Raw genomic sequence first — 19,355 nt, forward strand, 5'->3', positions numbered from 1 at the left:
GCGGTCGCGTTCGACCAGGAGCCGATGAGCTGTCGGTACACCCGGCGGCGGACGGACAGGAGCGGCACTGCCTGGATCTCGAAACCCGTCTGGATATTCGAGGCAGGCATGCCGATCCGGTCCGAACATCGGGGGCGGTGCACCGGCCGGTCCGAAACCGGTGCCACGCCCCACCCGTTGCCGCCGGGGGGATTCGCTGCCGGACCCCGGCGATGAGGGGTTGCGTACCCCCTCACCACCAGCGCCGGTTCCGCCTCGCCGCAACGCCTTGCGGTGTATCCGAGGGCGGAACGGGACCAGTGCGCGGGCGATTCGCAAGCCGTGGAGAAAACTGCGGCGTGTTTTTTGCTATTTTTTGCGATTTTCGGGTAAGGTATTGATTTCGTTTGGAAGTAATTTTTCTGGCTGGGAAAAACAGAGCGGTAAGTTCTGCATTCCGATCCACAAGAATTTGACCCAGCCATCAAAAACACATCGCCGTTGCCAACCCCATGGCCATTACGCTACAGAAACCAACTGCGACGACAGTCGATGGCCACCGGCCACATTTGCGGCATAGCCATGGAGAGCCGACATTATAAAGATTATGGTATTGCTGCACAGCGCCGTCGGCACCGACTGGCAGACCCCGCCGAAAGGGGTGGGTCTGAAGACGCTCTATGAAGCCGAAGAACAGGGTTTCATCCAGATCCGCGGTGAATTCCAGAAACGCCAGTTTCGGTTGACGAGCATGGGATACGAGTATGTCGAACGGGATAAACGGCGGCTGGAAGCGCGTCGGAGCTAGTTGTCGTCGTCTTCTGGTTGCGGAGGCGACAGACCCGTCACCTGCGATTTCTAACACTTAAGCGATGCTTGAGATGTTGAAATTGCTCTCTCTGCCAGAAGGGGAGAGAGAGGGTGGGTGCCGTGCCATTCGCCCTATCTCAACGATCGTCACAAGCAGAGAAAAATTCGAGGGTGCCACGGGTTGCCTCTCCTCTTGCGGGAGAGGACGAAAAATCATGAGCTTGGCTCAGCTAAGTCATAGATTTTTCAGGTGAGGGGTGCATTCTTGCGCTGACCACACATCGAGGCACCTTTATGGCCCACCACCATCACCCGCCGCCCATAAATCGAATGCGCGCCAGAGGAATGCGAAAGGATTCGACGCGGGCGGAAAATATGCTGTGGCAGGCCCTTCGGGGTGGGAAGCTGGAAGGGTTCAAGTTCCGGCGTCAGGTGCCGATGCACACTTACATCATTGATTTCGTCTGCTTCGACGCGAAGGTGATTATCGAGGTGGACGGCGCGCAGCATGCGGAAAGCGACGCCGATAGCAGGCGCGACGCGTATTTTCGCGATGAGGGCTTTGTCACGATGCGGTTCTGGAACGATGAGATTGAGAGGAACCTGGATTTTGTCTGTCTGAGTATCTTGGATCGTTTGCGGGGGCGTCAAAGCGCGGGGCGGGACCCCTCACTTGCGATTTCTAACACTTGAGCGGTGCTCAAGATGCTGAAATTGCTTTCTCTCCCACAAGGGGAGAGATAGAGCGGATGCCGCGCCTTTTGCGCATGTTCGCGACTTCGACAGCAGACGAGATTTTCGGTGGTACGGCAGGGTTACCTCTCCCCTTGTGGGAGAGGAAGAAAAATCATGGTCTTAGCTTTGCTAAGTCATAGATTTTTCAGGTGAGGGGTGGTGTCTGGCGCTGAGGGACAGTGTGCTGTGGCTTTTAGGTTCGCGGGTGGGGCTTGGACCCCTCACTTGCAATTTCTAACACTTGAGCGGTGCTCAAGATGTTGAAATTGCTTTCTCTCCCACAAGGGGAGAGATAGGGCGGATGCCGCGCCGTTTGCGCAATTTCCTCGCCCCTTAAAGGCTGAAGAGAATTTCGATTATACAATGTGGTTTGCTAGATAACTTTAGGAACTGTGATTTCTAGAGCTGTAACTACCCGATTACTATTGCTTTTCCCGTGTTACTGAATAAGTTTTTTGAGAAACTCAGCTTTCCATTGACTATCAGATTGTCGTGCGTCATTTGTGCATAGCAGGGGGCAGGAAAGCTGCCTGTTAATGTTACGAGTAATAAATCTTCCTCTGGCGGAACCCCCAGGCGTTGAGCAGCCTGTAGTTCTTGATATTCCATATTTTCTTTTGATTTAAATTCCAACTCCAAATTTATTCTATGTATTTCAGATTTTATTAAAATTTTAGGCGTTCTCGGGGTTGCTTCAATCTCATCAACATTATTTCTGCAAATCCAATCGTTCTTTCGCATCTCAGCGATCTTATTAAAGCATATGTCGTAAATATTCATTGATAGTGTATCAAAGCCATCGTCGTCTTTTTCAAAATATATTATGTCTATTCCGCATGCCGTAAGCATAGCGTCACATTGATAGGCGTAGTTTCCTCCGCATCTAAAAACAGTGTGTTTTCTTCTCCAGTTAAACTTACCACTAACCTGGGAATGCTCCAGTATCCGCTTCATCATGATGACGCCCGCAAAGCGCAATCATTCCTTCAATTTCATGATGATTTCGTTCACGCCATGGAGGATCGAAATGATGATATTCTAGATGCGGATTGCCGCAAAGAGGGCATCCGAAGCCGACCTCCCTTCTTAGAGCTGCTTTGACAACTTTGGGTATTGTTCTTGGGGTTTTACGGTCATGCATGGGTTTGCTATCCCGTTGATTTTTTTGACCGTCAGGGACATGGCCAGCGCGAGCTCTGGCCATGTCTAATAGTTGTGAAAACCAACCTAGTACTGGCCAATCCACCTGTAAATTATTGAAAAACCGCATGCGGATTTAAATATTGGATGTAACTCTGTCCATATTGGAAACTAGAACTGGCCAACTGCGCAAGCCAAGAAAAAAGCCGGAAATTCCCGGCTCTAATTTTTCAATACTTACGGAAGGAAAGGAAAGTCTTTCACATCAAGGACGGAATAGAATTTTTTCTTCGATGCTATGAATTCCGGGAAGATGCCAGCCTCGGCCAGGCACCGCTCGATTCCTGCGGGTGTCTTGCGGTTGCGATAGGCCAGCGTGCCCGAAGATACGAAGGCTTCGATGAAGCGCGTTAACTCGTCAGGTTCTACGACAGTCTGCAAGTGCCGCTTCCATGGGTTCTTCCGTTTCACCGAGGCAAGGTGCCCATCTTCGATGAGCGCGTTGACAACCTTATGGGACGACGAGATCGCCAGCTCGACATCGCGGAGAGTTAGACAGCTATGTATGAAACCCTGCGTCTTTTTGCGAACCTCAAAAGGGTTCACGGCGATGGCGGCCAAACCTGATCTGCCTTCAATCCGTGCGATGTCGAGCTCTCCATCGAGGAGAAGACGTACGACCTCGCCATTCTTGCAGTTAGCCATCTTGGCAGCCTGGCTTACGTTTACGCAGTCTTCCATAGGTGGACACGGTGGAAGCGAGTCGAGGCGGCGACCCAACTCCTCGACGTCGGCGCGCCGGAAGCACATCGTTGCCGTTACATGAACCTTTTTGCTTGGATCTCTAACGCCTGCCACGGCGTCTTCGAGACGATGGAGAATGCCGAAGTTTACGATGCTCGCTAGCTGCGATCGTTCCGTCCCGAGCGCAGCTACCGCTTCCTTAAAGCTGAGCGCTTGTTTGACCTCTAGGCAGAACTTCTCCATTTCATCAACATCGAGGACGATCCGGTGATAAGATTTTCTTGCGCATTCGACGCCCACTTTTTTGCTCAAGATGAGTAGGTTGCGAAGACGTAGAGGCTGTAGGTCGTATTCCAAAGCGGCGGAGTGCACGGAATGCAATCTTCGGCTTGTAACCGGCCCGAGATTTTCAGCACCCTTACCCAGCGGGATGGTATTCAAGGTGACCTCGCGCATCACCTTCCGAAACGGCTCATACTCTTCCGTTGGCGTCGCCGCCGCCAGGACGTGGTACATATAGCCAAAAAGGCCTTTCCCTTTTATATCCGAATCGGTTTGCTGAAAGCGCCCAGCCAACCTCTCGAGAAACGCCTGAAAATTGGCTTCTGCGGCGTGGATCATGTCGTAACCACATGCTGCAGAAGTCGCCACTTGGAGCTCCTCCAGCTTTCCATACTGCACATTGATGCCGAACTGTTCAACGAGTCCGACGGCCTCGCAGATCCGTCCAACCACGTGGATTGGGAACCTGTCCAGCCAGCGGTCTCCTTTGGGACCTGAACGAAGACGTCCTTCGACATATCCTTGATAGGCGTCCGGTTTAAATCGAGCCTTGGTTCCGGCGAGGGCCAAAATCTCCTTGTTGAAGAACGAAAGCTTCCCAGCGAAATCGTTTTCTAGATATTGGAGGGGCTCGTCCGATCTGAACGTGGAAATTGAGCTCTCGTGCTCCCTGCAAACGCTTACCGGACCCACCAGCCATTCAATCCTGCCGAAGGCTCGGAAGCCACGACGACCAGCGGCTGCGTGTTCGTCCTCGAGAACGCAGTGAGGGCAAACTCTCAGATGGGCTCTGCGCACCATCGCGCGGCTGAAGCGCTCTCCGGAGATTGTCCAAAACGGATCCGCTCTCGTGACAAGGCCGCGTGCAAGCGACGTTTTAGACGTTCCGAGTGCTGATGCAAATCGGGCAACGGCCTCCTCGCGACCCAATGCAAGCCCGCTGAATGTGAAACCAAGTCTGGTTGTAAATACGCGAGCGTTTTCATATCCGCAGGCCGCAGCTAGACGGGAGCAGTAGCTCATAAGGGATTCCCCTTCGTTAAAGGGGAGTAACTCAGCCAGTCGGGTCATTGCGGTCGTACTCCATATCTCGTGGCATTCTTGCCTTTCGCCTTAAGACGCGCGTCTACCCAGGCCCGATCCTCTTCCCTCAGCAGCGCGAGTGAAGGCTCAAGATCCTGCCAGTTGGAGGCCGAGAAAATGTTTCTGTTCGGTCGGCACCCTGAAAAGGACGCATAGGTATCGACGAAATCCTTGAGAGAAATGGAGTCGCGTCCAGCGAGAAGCGCAAGCTCGACCGCTCCGCGGATCATCTGAATGATGGAACCGAACTCCGCTTCGCAGGAGTGCGAGAGACGCTCGCGAAAGGCTTTTTCCCTATCCTGGAGATCTATGTCCATCTTCAGTCCACCATGCTTCGTCGCCACGGTGGCGAGCAATGTACCGATGAGGTCGTCGTCCCCGGAGATGGAGAGCGGTTCGAACGGCACCACTGTACGTCGGTTGTAGAGCTGTTTGCGCGCGAGGAAGAGAGCGAGAGGCGGCACTCCTGCCAGAATAAGACGCACGGGCCAGTCGGGCATCTGCGTCAGTCCTTTCAGAGAGTTTCCGATGACGGTTTCTTCGCGCAGCGTAGCCGTCTCGATCGCGTGCTGAGCCTCGTCTATGAAGATCCACATCACCTTATGGACTTTCAGGAGCCGACGGAACTCTTCCCAAGCTTTGTGCTCAAGCAAATTGGGACTGGCGGCGATGCCCAAGGCCTTCATCCCGGTCAGCGCGACGAGCTTTGGTGTGCATGGAGAAGGGCACTCGAAGCATATCAATGGATGGATCTGGACGCCGTCTTCATCGATATAGGAGGCCGTGGCCTTCAAGCTCTGTAGGTGCTTGATGACTGCAGTTGTCTTGCCGGCACCGGAATTGCCACATACGGCGACAATCCTACGCTTGTCCGGTGCGCCGGTAATTGGCGTCGCGACGCTGGCCACCATCGCTTTCAGCGCGTCCTGCAACAGCTCGTCACGTGTGAGTGGAATATACTCGGCGTAAATCAGCGAGATGCGGTCGGCCACCGTCAGCCGCTCCTCGCCGAGCAGGCCGCGGATACGGTCGATCGCAGCCTGACTGCGTCGCGCCTCATGTTCCTTGTCAAATCTAGCCATGTTGGATGTCCTATTCGTCATCGAAGATGTCGTTGCTAATGATGCGGACGGGCGACGTCTCTTGGTCGTCATTGTCGGCAGATGATTGGTTTGAAGTCGAGTTCTCTGGAGCCATCCCAATCGCAGGGCGGCCACCCGCTTCTGCTTCCTGGCGGAGTTCCTTCATTGTCCGTGTCTTGGCGTAGACCACAGGCTCGATGCGCAAGGCCGCGAAAAGTTCGTCGGACGGATGCCACTCGCCGACCGGGCGGGGTTCACCCTTGACGGGGCTGTCCATGATGTCGAAGACATGATCCATCTTTTTCTCGAAGCGCAGATAGTCATCGTCGGTCAGAACCGGGTTGACGAGGCCGGCCTCGAGCCGTGCCATGTCCGCCTGCTGTTTGAGCCAGCCAAATGTGTCGAGCATGGTCTGCCGGGAAGCTTTCCCGTTTTCGGCGTTGAACAGCTTCAGGCGTTCGGACGCCGCCAGCCACTGCCAGATACTCACGCCTTCCAGTTCGGAATGGACACATGGGACCTCGATCCAGCCGTCCGGCGTCAAAACCGAAATGGCGCCCAGGTTATGATTGTTAACGCGCCCAAGAAGCGGGGCTTTGTTCTTCTTCCGGCGCATCTGCTGGAGCTCCTTGCTCTGGAAGTAGAGACCCGCTACCCGGTAGCCTTTCTTGGAGGCCTTGCGGGTCACGTAGGTTCCGAACAGGTGGGTGCGTAAGGTGCCGGTCGGACCCGGCTGGACGCCGTGGACACCTGCGAGCTCATACCAAGTGTTGAGCGGCGTCGCCCCGTTCAGCTCTGAATGCGGCGCGTTATGATAGGCGTCGACGCACCAGCGGATCATGCATTCGGCGACCTGATCAGCTACCATGTTTGCGTATGCTTCTGCATCGTAGTCGCCCTTCTCGTCGGAAGACGACCAGGTTCGACCATCGAAGTAATTGAACATCTGGTGACTGAATGTTTGAAACCAGCGCTCAATGAAGCCGCGCCAGGAGGCGTCGCCCGCGCGAGGCAGAAAAATTTCGATCCCGGCGTCGTTCAGGGCGACTCGATAGGGTCGGTGCGCGAAATACATCGCGCTATCCGTCGCCACGGTTTCATGGGTCCCGCCCTGGGGCCAAGCAGACTGGCAACCGAGGCGTCGGGCAATTTCGGTCTTGTCGCGTGTCGACATCTCCAGGGCGGTCATGGCCGATTTGAGGGAAGGGGGTTCGCAGGTTACGTGGAGGGCGACGATTCCCCGGCTTGCCACGCAGATCATCGCCGTAATGGTGAGGCGGAGTCGTTTGATCTTCTTTTTCTGTGCTTTAGAAAGCGTTTTCCAGATGCCGACCTTCACGAGGAGCGTCTGAAGGTCTGTCTCGTGATCGTCGCATTCTACCCGTTCAAGTGGGCGGATAACATCAAGGCCGCCGTGCTCGGGCTGCCATTCCCGACGCGCCGCCTCTTTCCCGTTGCGACCGAGATCGCGCCACATTTCCGGCTGCGCGTTGAAGCGGTTGCGGAGCGTCTCCTCGCACGGGATGCGAAGCTGGTCATTCGGTCCGCGGAACTTGTTCTCTGCCTCGATCTTCCGCTCCATCTCGCGATGGATCGCCGCCAGATCCGGTCTTGTACGCGAGCAAGCCTCGCCGATGGCTTCGCTGAGATGTACGAACTCGTCCGGTGTGAAATACTCCGGCCGGTCGCGCCTGTAGTCATTTCTGAGGCAGATGGGATTGAAGTCGTTCGTCTCCATCTCGAGAATCCAGCTCTTGACGGTGGAAGGCTTGGGCTCGAACAGAGCGAGGGTGGCTTTCGTTCGGTAGGTAAGAGCTTTCGCGCCCTTGACGCTAGTCTGCATGTCCCGCCACTCGAGGGCGATCTGCGGGATGATACGGAGGAGTGGCTCGCGCGACTTGCTCACGACGGCTGGCATCGGCATGCCGTCGATGCGGGCGAGACGCCGCTTCTCAAGAAACTCCGATCGAAGTTCGAAAAATCTGCGGACAAAGAATTCTTTGCGGAGAACGTCCTCCTGATCGTTTGGTGTCAAGGTAGACAGGCTGCTGGAGCCGGAAAGACGAGCCTTAGCCGGACTTTTTCCGAAATAGCCGAACTCGACCGTCATAGGATTGCCGGGGCGATTTAGCCTTTCATTGAGTTCGGGCTGGGTAAAGCTTACGTTCGCGTTGGTCTCGTCCGTGCGACGCAGCACTGCCCCATTACGGTCACAGTGGAGGACGTAGTACTCGATGCCGAGGTCCTTGATCCGGGCATTTTCCGGAAGCCGGACGTATGGAAGCGACGCGGGGTTGTGCTGGAGAGCGAGAAGCTGTCTTAGATCGGGTTGCATGCTTATCTCTCAGTTTTTGTGATTGAATTTGACGAAGGGGGCGTCGACGAGCATGAGATCCGGCCGGACCGGTTCGAGGATCTCGTCATGGATAAGGCACCAGACCGCGTTCCAGCCGTGGGCGGGAATTCCCCAACCCGCCAGAAGGTCGCGGATGTGGACGGTGCCATGAAAGCGCGATGCATAATCCCGCAGACGGTCGTTGTCGGTTTTGGAGGAGTGCTTGAGGGCTCGAAGGATACTCTTCGCGTTCCAGCATCGTGCGTCCGTGGCTTCCTTTTCGGTGATGATGGTAGCGCCATCGGCAAAGCCATGTGGTAAGTTCTGGTCGAGGGTACCGATCGTGAAAGCCAAGCCGTCCTTTTCGAGCATGTCGGATGGTCTAACCCCGACGACGATCACGGTTCCCGTCGACATGGTGGCCCGATAATCGACCGTGTGCTGTGAAGTGCCGTCCTCCTGCCGGATTAGGACTGCCGAAGGCTGATCTTCGACGAGCACGACGTGCTTGGACGCACACATCATGTAAGCGAGATTGCGCTCATATGTGCTCGAGAACGTGATTGCCTTCCTCGTCTTGCCGTTGACGAGACTTCCGCGGCTGTGGGACTTCGTCCGGGCTGGGTACCAGCGCGACGGCGTCGGCTCCTCGGTCGGCTTCCAGACGGTAGGAATGCTAATCAGGTCTTCGAGTCCTTCGTCGTCGACACCGGAGGCGTCGAAAGGAAGATACTGTCCCGAGACTGGTTGCGAGGCACGAAGGAACAGTGTTTCGGAAGGGATCGCTTCCAAGGTCCGGTCGTAGCCGGATTCCAGTTCCTTGATGTAACGGATGATCTGTCGAATGCGGGTCATTGCAGCTCCTTGGGCGTGCGTTTCCCCGTGCCGACCAGGAAGGATGGTCGGTTTGGGAATGTTGATGAAGGGGGAAGGCGCCGCACTTTCGGAAGGTAAGGTGGGCACCGGATGCCAGTGTCGTTTCTAGTTGGGGCGGCGACGCGCGCGGAACGCGAAGTCATGTGCCTGACCCGAGGCACCTGCGGAAATGGGGTGATGGTGGATGGAGACGAAGTTCATCGAGGGCTCCTTTCGAGCGCGCAGGTTTCCTGTCCCGGCCACGTCGTGGTCGGGTCACTGATGATTTGCAGTCAATTTTCGGAAGGCACCGCTATGATGTGCGGCGAGGCTCTTCGAAGTCTTGGTCGAGTGGCATCGTTGCCTACCGATCGGTTGCCGAAGCCTTAGGGATCACGTCGTCAAGGTCTGGAATCTCGATGCTCCGGAGTGCCGAACCAAAAGTCCGGCCATCGAACACGGCAATGTCGGCACCCAGGCTCGAACGGTATGCTGCTCCCCGTCTTTTCGATTTCTCAGCTCGGAGGTTGGTGGCGACAGCGATCTGCGCGCGTTCTACGCGGCGTCGGAACGTGCGTTCGGAAGGCAACATACCGGCGTTTCCGAACTCTTCTAGAACCGCCCGTTCCAGCCGTTGATAGTGGTAACGGACTGACTGGTGTTTCAAACCGTTTACGCAAGAGGCGACCGCAGCATCGAATTGGGACAGCGTCCCTAAGCGGCGCGCTTTGCTGGCGTGCGTCTCAAGGCGAAGGCTCGCCTGAACAAGCCTTTGGAAGATTTCCTCGACCTGGGGTTTGAAAATCGGCATGCAGAGCGTGTGGTGAGAATACTTGTTGTCCATGTTGGTCTCCTTCATCCCGCGCGCCACGCCGTAGATGTTCAACGGTTCAGCGGCTCGTTTCTCCTGCGTTCAGGGACCTTTTAGCAGCGTTCGAAACAGCAGTGCGCGACCACTTCGATTTTGTGCTTACGGAACGAAAACGGGATATTTAATTAGGTTTTTCTAATGTTGGCCATCCTTGATGGCGAACAGATCGTGAGCGCAGTGCAGCCGGCGCAGCCTTTGTCAGGCTATTATGGAGAACCTTATTCGATGAACTCTCATGCCACGAACCCGAGATGACTGGATGAAGACGCTGATTCAGTTATCTAAAAATAAGTAAAAAGTCCACAAAATTAAATTTTCTTCTATGTATTGACGCCAGTTATCAAATTTTATGAAGTATACGCGCGCGTACGTAGGCGAATTGTTCGTTTATACATTGCCGAATTGTCAACATATCTAGGGAATCAATTTCGATAATTGTCAACAATTACGAATCTTTGCTTGTGTCTTGCAAGACTCGACCGAATCCTCTCTTAAAATATTGGAGGGAAATATGGCCAAGTTCATCAGAAATCGGCTTGACGAAATACAAGATCGTCTTGGGCCCACGCTACGCCGCATTGGACATAAGCCGATCGCGCGCCGTTCAGGCACGTCGTTCGCTATCGGTCTAGTTCCGGTCAAGGGTAATGTCTTCTCGTCGCCAGTTGAGATCATCTTCGACGATAAGAGCATTTCAGGGCTGTCGGAGGCGTCGTGGAAGCATGCTCACATGAGCGAGTACGTCTACAGCAGACGCGTGCTGGGAGATACGGGGTGGGAGTCGTGGAAGTATCACAGGGAAACTCGTCATGAGATCGAGGGGGAAGGCGACGCGATGTTCGAGTGGCTCTCGGCTTTCATCGACGAGCGTGAACTGATCCCCGACGCTACAAGAGCGCCGAATTGCCTTGTAAACTCGAACTGTGGAGATGCATATCTTTCGCTCGTTCAGAATTTTTCCGACGTGGAAATCGAAAGACTTCCATTTCTCGATGGAGGGATGGTCGTCGAGGCTTTATCGTTCGAAGACCACGAAGGGCGGGAAGTGAACATAACGATGAGTGCTGGTAGTCCTTGGGCGCCGATCTATATCAATCAAGAAAAGGTCGCTGTGTTTTGGCAGAACGACTCTACCGATCTCTGCAGGGTTATCCTCGGGCAAGAACGGGAAGCCGGCTTCCCGCGGTAGGACTTCCTCAACCTGGTGCCTCTTCCGGATACGGAGAGGCCTCCCAGGCGGCGATGTCCTCAAGCTCGCGACGAAGACGTTCGGCCTCTTCATCGCGCTGCCATTCCTCCTTCACGAGAACCATTGCACGCCTGACCCCAGCTCTCCGTTTGTGATTTCGCTCCACTTCGTTGAGATACTCCCCGCGAAGGACTCGCACAGCTTTTTCATATAGATCGTCCCTAGGCAGATCGACAGGCCTTGGCCCGCGACGTCGACGAGCGTTCAGTCTCAGCGTTCCGGATCTAATGGGTTGCGGAGTGACGGCGCGTTGCGGACCTATTTTTGAAGGGTCGATTACCGGCATCTTCACCTCACTGTCGAGATCGAAGACCTCACCAGTCAGCGCGCTTCGCACGGCCAGTCCCACCATACGCGCCATGACCGGAGGTAAGGCCGCCTGGATCATAGCCAATCTTTGGTTTTGTCCCTCCGCCTGGAACTGCCATTCCGGCGGAAAGCCCTGTGCAGCCGCCAAGGCTGCGAACGTGATGCGCGGTTTGAAGCTTGTGTCCTTAACCTCATCCAGAGATGGCGGTTCTTCTACGACGCGCGGTCCCAGAAAACCGGCCTTCAACCATGATTCCGCCTCTGCTTTGCGTTTTACTTGCAGACGGCCCGCCTGGGATTTGGGCGCGTCAGTCGTTTGCTTCGATGGGATGTCAGGAAGCATCGACATGCGGTGATCGGCGCACCACCGCATTATCCAACTATTGTAGAACTCCTGCTTTTCATCATTTGGACTTTCGGTCTCGTATGGCGCGATCGTCTCGGCGAGCACTTGCCCGGTACCTTTGATGTATCCGGGCGGTGGCGCCGTATACCAAGAGTTCTTTTTGAGCCGTTCCGCTATAGTTTCAATGCTGTCCGTCATGATCTGCGGTTTCTCGAAAAGACGGGGAAAGTCCTTGTGGATACCCACGAAGAAGTGCCGGTCGGTTGAGTGAGGAAGTCCGAACTCCTTGGTGTCGAGCGGAAAGTCGGCGACGTTGTAATCGCACGCTGTCAGGGTATTTACGATTCCGGCACGAAGCAGCAGAAAAGGGTGTTTCTCTCTGGCCCCGGCGTCGCACTCTAATATGAATGCCTTCGGCGATATCATGCGAATGATATCGATCATTTCAGGATAGAGGTCAGGTCTGCGAGAGTGCTTTGCACCCGGCATACAAGGAAGGCCGGCAGCGAAAAGGTCGACATTACGGAACCTCGAAAGCTCCTTCTCGCCGAGCTCTCTCACATTGATCTTGGTGACAGGCCAGTGAGGCTGGTTATGTCTGAGAGTCTCGACAGCCGGGTTGTGTTTGTCAAAAAGCGCCACATGCTTGAATCCCGCGGCCTGAAGCCCGATCGACATCCCACCGGCACCGGCGCATAACTCCAGAACTTCCAGCCTTGAGTCAGTCCCCGCTGGGAACGCCTCGTGGGAGAGCAGCGGCGACAGCGCTTCAAGTAGAGACAGGCGACCTTCGCCGATGTCCCGCAGCAAATCCAGGCCACCACGCATACCGAACTTTCCGTCAGCCAACTGACGAAGAGCGAAATATGGTGCCGCTAGCTGCCGTGCTTCGACGTCGGACGATTCGAGGAGCGTGTGTGTGTCACCGAACACATCAGTGTACGATGCCATAGCCTCGACCGCTGCGGCAGCCAGTTTTTTGTGACAGAATGCATGCAGTTCTTCGTCTTCGTCGAATTCGCCGTGATTCCATGATTCCTGAAAAGTTTGGAGGTCAAGCGCGATGGATTCGCTTTGGCGCTCCAATCTTTCAATCTTCCGCTTTGTCACATCGGTGGAGTAAGAACTCAGCACGGCTTTTCGACTTGCCTCTGACCTCGCGCATTCCCTGTCTGCATCTCGAACATTTTTTACTTCGTCGGCACGCAGAACCTTCGATTTGTTGAGGAGGCGGATGGTTTCGCGTTGCGCGACCTCGGTAGCCTCTGCGAACTCGTTGATCGCGGCGATCGAAATGCCGCTGCCGATCAGAAGTTCTCGATGAATAGAGAAGGGAGACGATTTTGGACTTAAGATGGCTGCAGTCTTCTGTAGCTGCTCGATCTCCCGGAGGGACATATTGGCGTGCATCGACAGGAATGTCTGGACTTGCGCCGAATCCAGTCCAGCTAGGTCATCTAAACAAAGCGCGGCGTCAACGTACAGCTTCGTGATTTCTTTATTTATCGAGATCAGTTTGTTCGCCATCTTGGACAGTTTGGCTTTCTGATCGAATAGCATTTGGTTGGTGGTCATGGAGCGGCTCCGAAAGGCATGGGCGACCTGTACCATCCAAAGGTTGAACTAACCCAAAAAGCTAAAGTGAAAGAACCATGAATTGACACGATTAGCGGTGCCACCGGCACGACTTGTCATCGTACGGAAAATTAATCCCGGAGACGTCCCTTTCAGGACGAGGTTGGGCTACCAGGGGTCTACACAGACGGCTTCTATCTCGCTGAGACAGAGGTGTGGTCGGATTACATTGTTGGATCAGCTAAGGACCCTTTTATTCTGGGCAATTCGATGGGTTCAACGGATATCACTACCCATTTTCCTGTCAAAGGGTTGTAGACGCCTGGAAGGCTGAAGTAACGGTCGATCTCCGCAAAATCTCCGTCGGTCGTCACGATGGGCGTTCCGTAGGTGATTGCGACCGCTGAGATCATCAAGTCGTGACTTACCCTTTGGCGTCTTTGGGCGGGGTTGGGAAACCAAAACTTCTTGAGCGCCGGACTAGCCATCATCTGCGCAAGTATGTCTTCCGTTTCACGCCCCAACCCCAAATAGAAGAAATCCGATTGTTCAATATCCTCAATCGCCCGTAGGACACGAGCTTTTGTGTCCTCGTCTCTTGAAAGATAAAGACCGCGCTTTATCTCCATTAGAACTGGAAAGCATATGCACAGGTGGGCGACTTCGGAGGCTTCCGCCAGCCAATCTCTTAGGCCTTCAGGTGGACGCTTCCTTGCACGAGCGCTGAGGATCGTCGTGTCCAGAAGCAGCATCCGCCTATTGGATTTAGCATCCTGTTTTAGCATCGTCTTTCCAACGATCGATTTGCCGTTGTCGGCAGAAAACAGTACAATTGAACCGGCGTCAAAATATTTGGTCTCATGGGACTTTGAAGGTACCAACTCGTATGAATAAGGCGTGGACTCGGCAGCGAGCGGAAAGTGACCCGAAAGAGCTGTTCGACGCGTCGAAAGACGGTCCGCAGATCATAGAGGATGTCGATGGTCACTTCGTCCTGACGTTTAGCCCCACGGGGAAGATGCCTGTAAAGGATTGGGCAAAACTCCCAGGTACTCTGGATGACGACGACAAGTTCTAGTCTCTGGCCCCACGACGACTTGCTAGAGTTCCAGCGATGTTTAGCGCGTCTCCCTACGGGTTTCTGCACGGTGGAATTCGAAGGTGATAGGTGGGGTGTAACAGTGCGCCGATCCAACGATCAAAGACGCATCTGGCTCTACGCCGAGCAGCTCTCTGGTAACGACGTCGTTTCGTTCAACTTTTATCTTGCATCAGGGAGGAGTCCCACTCTTAAACCCTGTGAAATGTCTTCTGCGAAAGTGGTGAGTTTTGTGGTGAACCTTTGCCCTCAACCAGACGACGCGGCTTCAAACTAGAAGCGGTGGGGTAGGAAACCTCTTTCAAGCAGTCTGCGTCTCGGCCCGGCGATCACAGGCCGAGTTCTAGCTGTGAGGTTTGTCCGCCCTCGTTGCTGAGTGATGACAGTGTGACGCCGACAAGCCGGATTGGTCTTTTGAATGGAAAGACAGACGCGAGCAAAATTTCAGCGGCATCGATGAGCATCTCGACGCTTGTAATACCTGAGACCAGTGTCTTGCTTCGTGTCGCCTGGGTAAAGTCCGAATATTTGATTTTGACAGTCACCGTTTTTCCGGTGATGTCGTGTGCTTCACAATAACGCCAGACCTTTTCGGCCAAAGACTCTCCTGAAAACTGGAGGGAAGAGGGTCTCAGGTCAGATAGTATCCCCGGCAAGGAAGACGATCTCGTTGCTAATGGTCGGCTCGTAGAAGACGATTTCAGCGGTGAGAGCACCAATGTCGTCGGGTGTGGTCAGCGTGACAGCAGTGTCGTAACTGCCGAGGGCGTTGACTGTGTGCGTCTGCAGATCAACGACGCCGAAATCCGGTTCGAAGAGATAGCTCATGAACATGCCGGTGGAGATGATGACCCACTGAGTCTTGCCATGAGCGAAGAAGTTCACGAACATCAAGTTGAGCGTCGAAGACGTCCTGCGGACCGCCTCGACCAATCGCTTCGAAATCGACCGAACTGCCAGGGGAAATAGCGCGGTATACCGGACTGCAACGCCGCCTTTGCAAGCTTCATCGGTGTATTAATCCCAGCCGCATAGCCAGCGCAGCCGATGACGGTGTCGTACCTCGAGAAAAGAGACGCCAGTTCGTCGATTGAGCACTTCATCAAATCACCTTCGACGATCTCGATGCCAAGGTCTCCGATTTCAGCGATGTCGCCCTGCTTCGCCGGCACATCTGATACAACAGCACTGGCGCGCAGAAAAACGCTGCTCTTCGCGCCCTCGACGTCCTTGGCGCGAAGAGCCAAGTTGCGCAGAACGGGCATGCCGAGTTCCCCGGTCCCGAGGACAAGAATGTTCCGAGACTTCACGGTGGAGGCTGTTGTGTTCATCGATCTGAATCCTTCAAAATCCTGTGTTGCCGCTATTTGGCAAGTCAGGCCGACGAAGAAAGGAAGGTACACGGGTGATACTGCAGTTAGTCGACAATGCTGCAGATGGCGGACCCAGACGTAACAGCCATCGGAAGAAAAATCAGAAACGCATCCGGCGGCCACCGCCTGCGAACGCCTTGATGTGATCGGCGAAGGCGAAGTAGATGTCTTTCTTGAAGTCTACGATCCACGGCAGCATGTCATGCCAGTCCCAATGTCACCATCGCCAGAACAGCATATCGACCGATCTTGGCGATGGACACCAGAAGAATGAACATCGGCAGGGGTTCCTTCAACACGCCTGCCGCGATGGTTATCGGATCACCTATGATGGGAACCCAACTCGCAAGCAGCGACCACTTTCCATAGCGTTGATACCACCGCTGGGCTTTTTCAAGAGTCGCTTCAGACACCGGAAACCAGCGACGGCCACGAAACCGTTCAAGTCCACGGCCCAATGTCCAGTTGATGACCGAACCGAGAATGTTTCCGGCACCTGCGACGGCAATCAGTGCGATCACGGAATACTCGCCCGTTACCAGCAGGACGACCAGCAAGGCTTCGGACTGAGCGGGCAGGATGGTTGCGGCAATCAGAGCCGTAAAGAAAAGACCGATATATACTGTCAATGTCAGTGATGCCTGTCTTTGACGATGCGTCAATGTAGCGATAATTGTCCTTCGGCACCAAAAGAACTAGCGCAGTCGCAAATTTTCTTCTTGCACCTCTAGCAGCTAGAGGTCGTAGAACTCCTCCCAGTGATAGTGAGGATTCCGAGATGAGCGATTCGCTGCAGACGAGATTTCGCGTTGGGGGCATGGACTGCGCGTCCTGCGCATCGAAGATAGATACTGCCGTCAGGCGCATGCCGGGTGTAACAGATGTGTCCGTCTCGGTCACTGCCGGAACGATGACGGTCAAGCACGACGAGACGAGCAATCTTGACGCGATTGCGAAGAAACTGTCCGGGCTCGGATACGATGCGACAGCCATTCAGGCAAAGGCGAAGGCAGGTGCTGCCGAAACCGTCCATATCCACGGCCCAGACTGCTCGCACGACCACGATCATTCAGGTCACGACCATTCCGGCCATTCCCATGATCAAGCTGGACATGAACACGGCCAACAATCCGATCCGGTCCAGCAGCAAGAGGTCGGCACGCCCGGACCACTGCAGGCGCGCTTCCGCGTCGGCGGTATGGACTGTGCCTCGTGCGCCGCAAAGATCGACACTGCAGTCAGGAGGATAGATGATGTCGAGGACGTGTCCGTCTCCGTCACTTCCGGGACGATGACAGTCAAGCATGGTCAGTCCGCAGACTTGAAGGCTATCGAGAAACAGGTCTCCGCTCTCGGCTATTCGATTGTTCCCATCGTTAAGAAGGCAACGTCGTCGAGCCAGAGCGGCTTGCATGAGGGCCACGATCATGGCTCAAAGACCGGGGAGGCCGACATGGAAGGTCTTCACGGCCACGACCATGGTCCGTCTGAAGGTCCATGGTGGAAGAGCAAGAAGGGTCGTCTCACTATAATGGCGGGTGCCGCGCTCGTGCTTGCATACGGTGTCGGCCATCTGTTTCCTTCCATAGAAAGATACGCGTTCATAGTGGCAATGATGGTCGGTCTCGTTCCGATCGCCCGCCGCGCCTTCATGGCGGCACGGGCGGGAACACCATTCTCCATCGAGATGCTGATGACGATCGCCGCCGTAGGCGCGCTGATCATCGACGCCACCGAGGAGGCTGCGGCGGTCGTCTTCCTGTTCCTGATTGGTGAACTCCTCGAAGGCGTGGCCGCAGGCAAGGCGCGCGACAGCATCAAGTCGCTGACGGCGCTGGTGCCCAAGACCGCTCTGCTGGAGGAAAATGGGAAGACCCGCGAGGTTCCTGCCGAGACGCTTGCAGTGGGCTCGATCATCCTCGTCCGACCCGGCGACCGTATATCGGCCGACGGTGTGATCGTTGCAGGCGAGAGCTCGATCGACGAAGCTCCTGTTACGGGTGAAAGCGTTCCGGTTCGCAAGGTCATCGACGACAACGTCTTTGCAGGTACCGTCAATGGTGATGCAGCACTACGCGTCAGAGTGACAGCAGCGGCTGCCGACAACACCATTGCGCGTGTTGTCCGCCTCGTTGAGGAGGCTCAGGAGTCCAAGGCTCCGACAGAACGCTTCATCGATCGGTTTTCCCGCTACTACACGCCGGGTGTGGTTGTCGTTGCTGCTCTTGTCGCGGTCATTCCTCCGCTGCTTGGCGGCGGTGACTGGAGCGAATGGATCTACAAGGGTCTTGCCGTGCTTCTCATTGGCTGCCCATGCGCGCTCGTCATCTCGACACCAGCCGCCATTGCCGCGTCGCTGTCGTCAGGTGCACGCCGCGGTCTGCTTCTCAAGGGCGGTGCTGTTCTGGAGGGGCTTGGCAAACTCACAGCGATAGCTTTCGACAAGACGGGTACACTCACCGAAGGCAAGCCAAAGGTGACGGATATTGTGCCGTTTGGCCGCAAGGTCGATGAAATCCTACGGTATGCTGCCGCACTCGAAATGGGATCAAGCCATCCGCTTGCCTTGGCAATTCTGGACAAGGCAAACGAGGACGGTATCGATGCTCCGGTTGCGACCGATGCAAAGGCGCTCGGCGGCAAGGGTGTGACCGCGTTGATCGACGGGGTGGAGGTGTTCCTGGGCTCGCCCAAGGCCGCTGCGGAACGGGCGACGATCCCGATGGCGCACTCGAAGACGATCACCTCTCTCAACGACGAGGGGAAGACCGTCTCCGTGCTCGTGATCGGTACAGTTCTCGCTGGTGCCATCGCCATGCGCGACGAGCCGAGGGCCGATGCCGTGGCAGGCCTCAAGGCCCTGACAGACGCCGGCATCAAGACCGTGATGCTGACTGGCGACAACAATCGGACGGCGACGGCCATCGGCGCCCAGCTCGGAATCGAGGTTCGTGCTGAGTTGATGCCCGAGGACAAGCAGCGGATCGTCGGCGAGTTGAAGGCGGAAGGGTTCGTGGTCGGAAAAGTCGGCGACGGCATCAATGATGCCCCTGCGTTGGCTGCAGCCGATGTCGGGATTGCAATGGGCGGCGGGACCGATGTGGCCCTGGAGACCGCGGATGCTGCCGTCCTGCATGGCAGGGTCGGAGATGTCGCCCTCATGGTCGATCTCTCGAAGCGCACAATGCGCAACATTTTCCAGAACATCACCCTCGCGCTTGGTCTCAAGGCAGTCTTTCTGGTCACGACTATCATTGGTGTCACCGGGCTGTGGCCAGCAATTCTTGCTGACACTGGTGCGACTGTGCTTGTCACCATGAACGCGCTGCGCCTGCTTCGCCCAATTCGTTGAGGAAGCGCGTTCTCCGCTGGTATGTTGCCGGGATATCTCAAGCATAGCCGACCCCCCTCGGCCATGCTCGGCGTGAGGGGCAATCCGCTCGAACTGGTTCAAGAACGCGGGCAGTCCGCGAGAATGGAGAGGACTT

At 55.4% G+C, this 19,355-nt stretch carries 16 protein-coding genes and 1 pseudogene; 5 read left to right on the forward strand and 12 right to left on the reverse strand.

The window, feature by feature from the left end:
- The first annotated feature begins 586 nt into the window (after positions 1 to 586).
- Together EKM04_RS03765 and EKM04_RS03770 are read left to right on the forward strand one after the other, a co-directional pair.
- A complete protein-coding gene (locus EKM04_RS03765; protein ID WP_183897230.1) occupies positions 587 to 787 on the forward strand; it encodes a hypothetical protein in 201 nt (66 codons plus the stop codon).
- Between the two features lie 332 nt (positions 788 to 1,119).
- On the forward strand, positions 1,120 to 1,482 hold the full coding sequence (locus EKM04_RS03770) for an endonuclease domain-containing protein (protein ID WP_327786366.1): 363 nt from the start codon (positions 1,120 to 1,122) through the stop codon (positions 1,480 to 1,482).
- A 453-nt stretch (positions 1,483 to 1,935) separates the two neighbouring features.
- On the opposite strand, the gene EKM04_RS03775 is transcribed toward EKM04_RS03770, so the two are convergent.
- From EKM04_RS03775 to EKM04_RS03800, 6 genes are all read right to left on the reverse strand, one after another.
- Positions 1,936 to 2,481 carry a hypothetical protein gene (locus EKM04_RS03775; RefSeq protein WP_183897232.1) on the reverse strand — a complete coding sequence of 182 codons (546 nt, stop codon included), beginning with the start codon at positions 2,479 to 2,481 and terminating at the stop codon, positions 1,936 to 1,938.
- A 420-nt stretch (positions 2,482 to 2,901) separates the two neighbouring features.
- Positions 2,902 to 4,761, reverse strand: a complete 1,860-nt coding sequence (locus EKM04_RS03780) for a TniQ family protein (RefSeq protein WP_183897233.1) — start codon at positions 4,759 to 4,761, stop codon at positions 2,902 to 2,904.
- A complete protein-coding gene (locus EKM04_RS03785) occupies positions 4,758 to 5,855 on the reverse strand; it encodes an ATP-binding protein (protein WP_162734008.1) in 1,098 nt (365 codons plus the stop codon). Before EKM04_RS03785 ends, EKM04_RS03780 begins: the two co-directional genes overlap by 4 nt.
- 10 nt (positions 5,856 to 5,865) lie before the next feature.
- Positions 5,866 to 8,190 carry a TnsB C-terminal domain-containing protein gene (locus EKM04_RS03790; protein ID WP_113169851.1) on the reverse strand — a complete coding sequence of 775 codons (2,325 nt, stop codon included), beginning with the start codon at positions 8,188 to 8,190 and terminating at the stop codon, positions 5,866 to 5,868.
- A gap of 9 nt (positions 8,191 to 8,199) precedes the next feature.
- Positions 8,200 to 9,045, reverse strand: coding sequence for a hypothetical protein (locus tag EKM04_RS03795; protein ID WP_113169850.1), 846 nt, complete (start codon positions 9,043 to 9,045; stop codon positions 8,200 to 8,202).
- 364 nt (positions 9,046 to 9,409) lie between these two features.
- On the reverse strand, positions 9,410 to 9,931 hold the full coding sequence (locus tag EKM04_RS03800; protein WP_113169849.1) for a hypothetical protein: 522 nt from the start codon (positions 9,929 to 9,931) through the stop codon (positions 9,410 to 9,412).
- A 496-nt stretch (positions 9,932 to 10,427) separates the two neighbouring features.
- Between EKM04_RS03800 and EKM04_RS03805 the strand changes: the two genes are divergently transcribed.
- Positions 10,428 to 11,105, forward strand: coding sequence for a hypothetical protein (locus EKM04_RS03805; protein WP_113169848.1), 678 nt, complete (start codon positions 10,428 to 10,430; stop codon positions 11,103 to 11,105).
- Between the two features lie 7 nt (positions 11,106 to 11,112).
- Here the strand turns inward: EKM04_RS03805 and EKM04_RS03810 are convergent, their stop codons facing one another.
- Both EKM04_RS03810 and EKM04_RS03815 read right to left on the reverse strand, forming a co-directional pair.
- On the reverse strand, positions 11,113 to 13,395 hold the full coding sequence (locus tag EKM04_RS03810; protein WP_162734007.1) for a DNA cytosine methyltransferase: 2,283 nt from the start codon (positions 13,393 to 13,395) through the stop codon (positions 11,113 to 11,115).
- A 224-nt stretch (positions 13,396 to 13,619) separates the two neighbouring features.
- Positions 13,620 to 14,180: a type II toxin-antitoxin system VapC family toxin gene (locus tag EKM04_RS03815; RefSeq protein ID WP_113169846.1), complete on the reverse strand. Its 561-nt coding sequence runs from the start codon at positions 14,178 to 14,180 to the stop codon at positions 13,620 to 13,622.
- 101 nt (positions 14,181 to 14,281) lie between these two features.
- Between EKM04_RS03815 and EKM04_RS03820 the strand changes: the two genes are divergently transcribed.
- On the forward strand, positions 14,282 to 14,473 hold the full coding sequence (locus EKM04_RS03820) for a hypothetical protein (RefSeq protein WP_113169845.1): 192 nt from the start codon (positions 14,282 to 14,284) through the stop codon (positions 14,471 to 14,473).
- 350 nt (positions 14,474 to 14,823) lie between these two features.
- Here the strand turns inward: EKM04_RS03820 and EKM04_RS03830 are convergent.
- The 4 genes and pseudogenes from EKM04_RS03830 to EKM04_RS03845 form a co-directional block, all read right to left on the reverse strand.
- Positions 14,824 to 15,093 (reverse strand): annotated as a pseudogene (locus EKM04_RS03830) (DinB/UmuC family translesion DNA polymerase); the annotation flags it as partial.
- Positions 15,094 to 15,130: 37 nt separating this feature from the next.
- Positions 15,131 to 15,388 (reverse strand): Rossmann-fold NAD(P)-binding domain-containing protein, encoded by a 258-nt coding sequence (locus EKM04_RS03835; protein ID WP_234911004.1) that lies wholly within the window; start codon positions 15,386 to 15,388, stop codon positions 15,131 to 15,133.
- Positions 15,385 to 15,825, reverse strand: coding sequence for an NmrA family NAD(P)-binding protein (locus EKM04_RS03840; RefSeq protein ID WP_234911005.1), 441 nt, complete (start codon positions 15,823 to 15,825; stop codon positions 15,385 to 15,387). Before EKM04_RS03840 ends, EKM04_RS03835 begins: the two co-directional genes overlap by 4 nt.
- A 242-nt stretch (positions 15,826 to 16,067) precedes the next feature.
- Positions 16,068 to 16,502 (reverse strand): YqaA family protein, encoded by a 435-nt coding sequence (locus tag EKM04_RS03845; RefSeq protein ID WP_113169962.1) that lies wholly within the window; start codon positions 16,500 to 16,502, stop codon positions 16,068 to 16,070.
- Positions 16,503 to 16,645: 143 nt separating this feature from the next.
- On the opposite strand from EKM04_RS03845, the gene EKM04_RS03850 reads away from it, so the two are divergent.
- The gene (locus EKM04_RS03850) at positions 16,646 to 19,219 is read left to right on the forward strand and encodes a heavy metal translocating P-type ATPase (protein ID WP_183897234.1); all 2,574 of its coding nucleotides are present in this window, start codon (positions 16,646 to 16,648) and stop codon (positions 19,217 to 19,219) included.
- Positions 19,220 to 19,355 lie beyond the last annotated feature (136 nt).

It is taken from the genome of Rhizobium skierniewicense Ch11 (genome assembly GCF_023757665.1).
Taxonomy (GTDB): Bacteria; Pseudomonadota; Alphaproteobacteria; order Rhizobiales; family Rhizobiaceae; genus Agrobacterium; species Agrobacterium skierniewicense.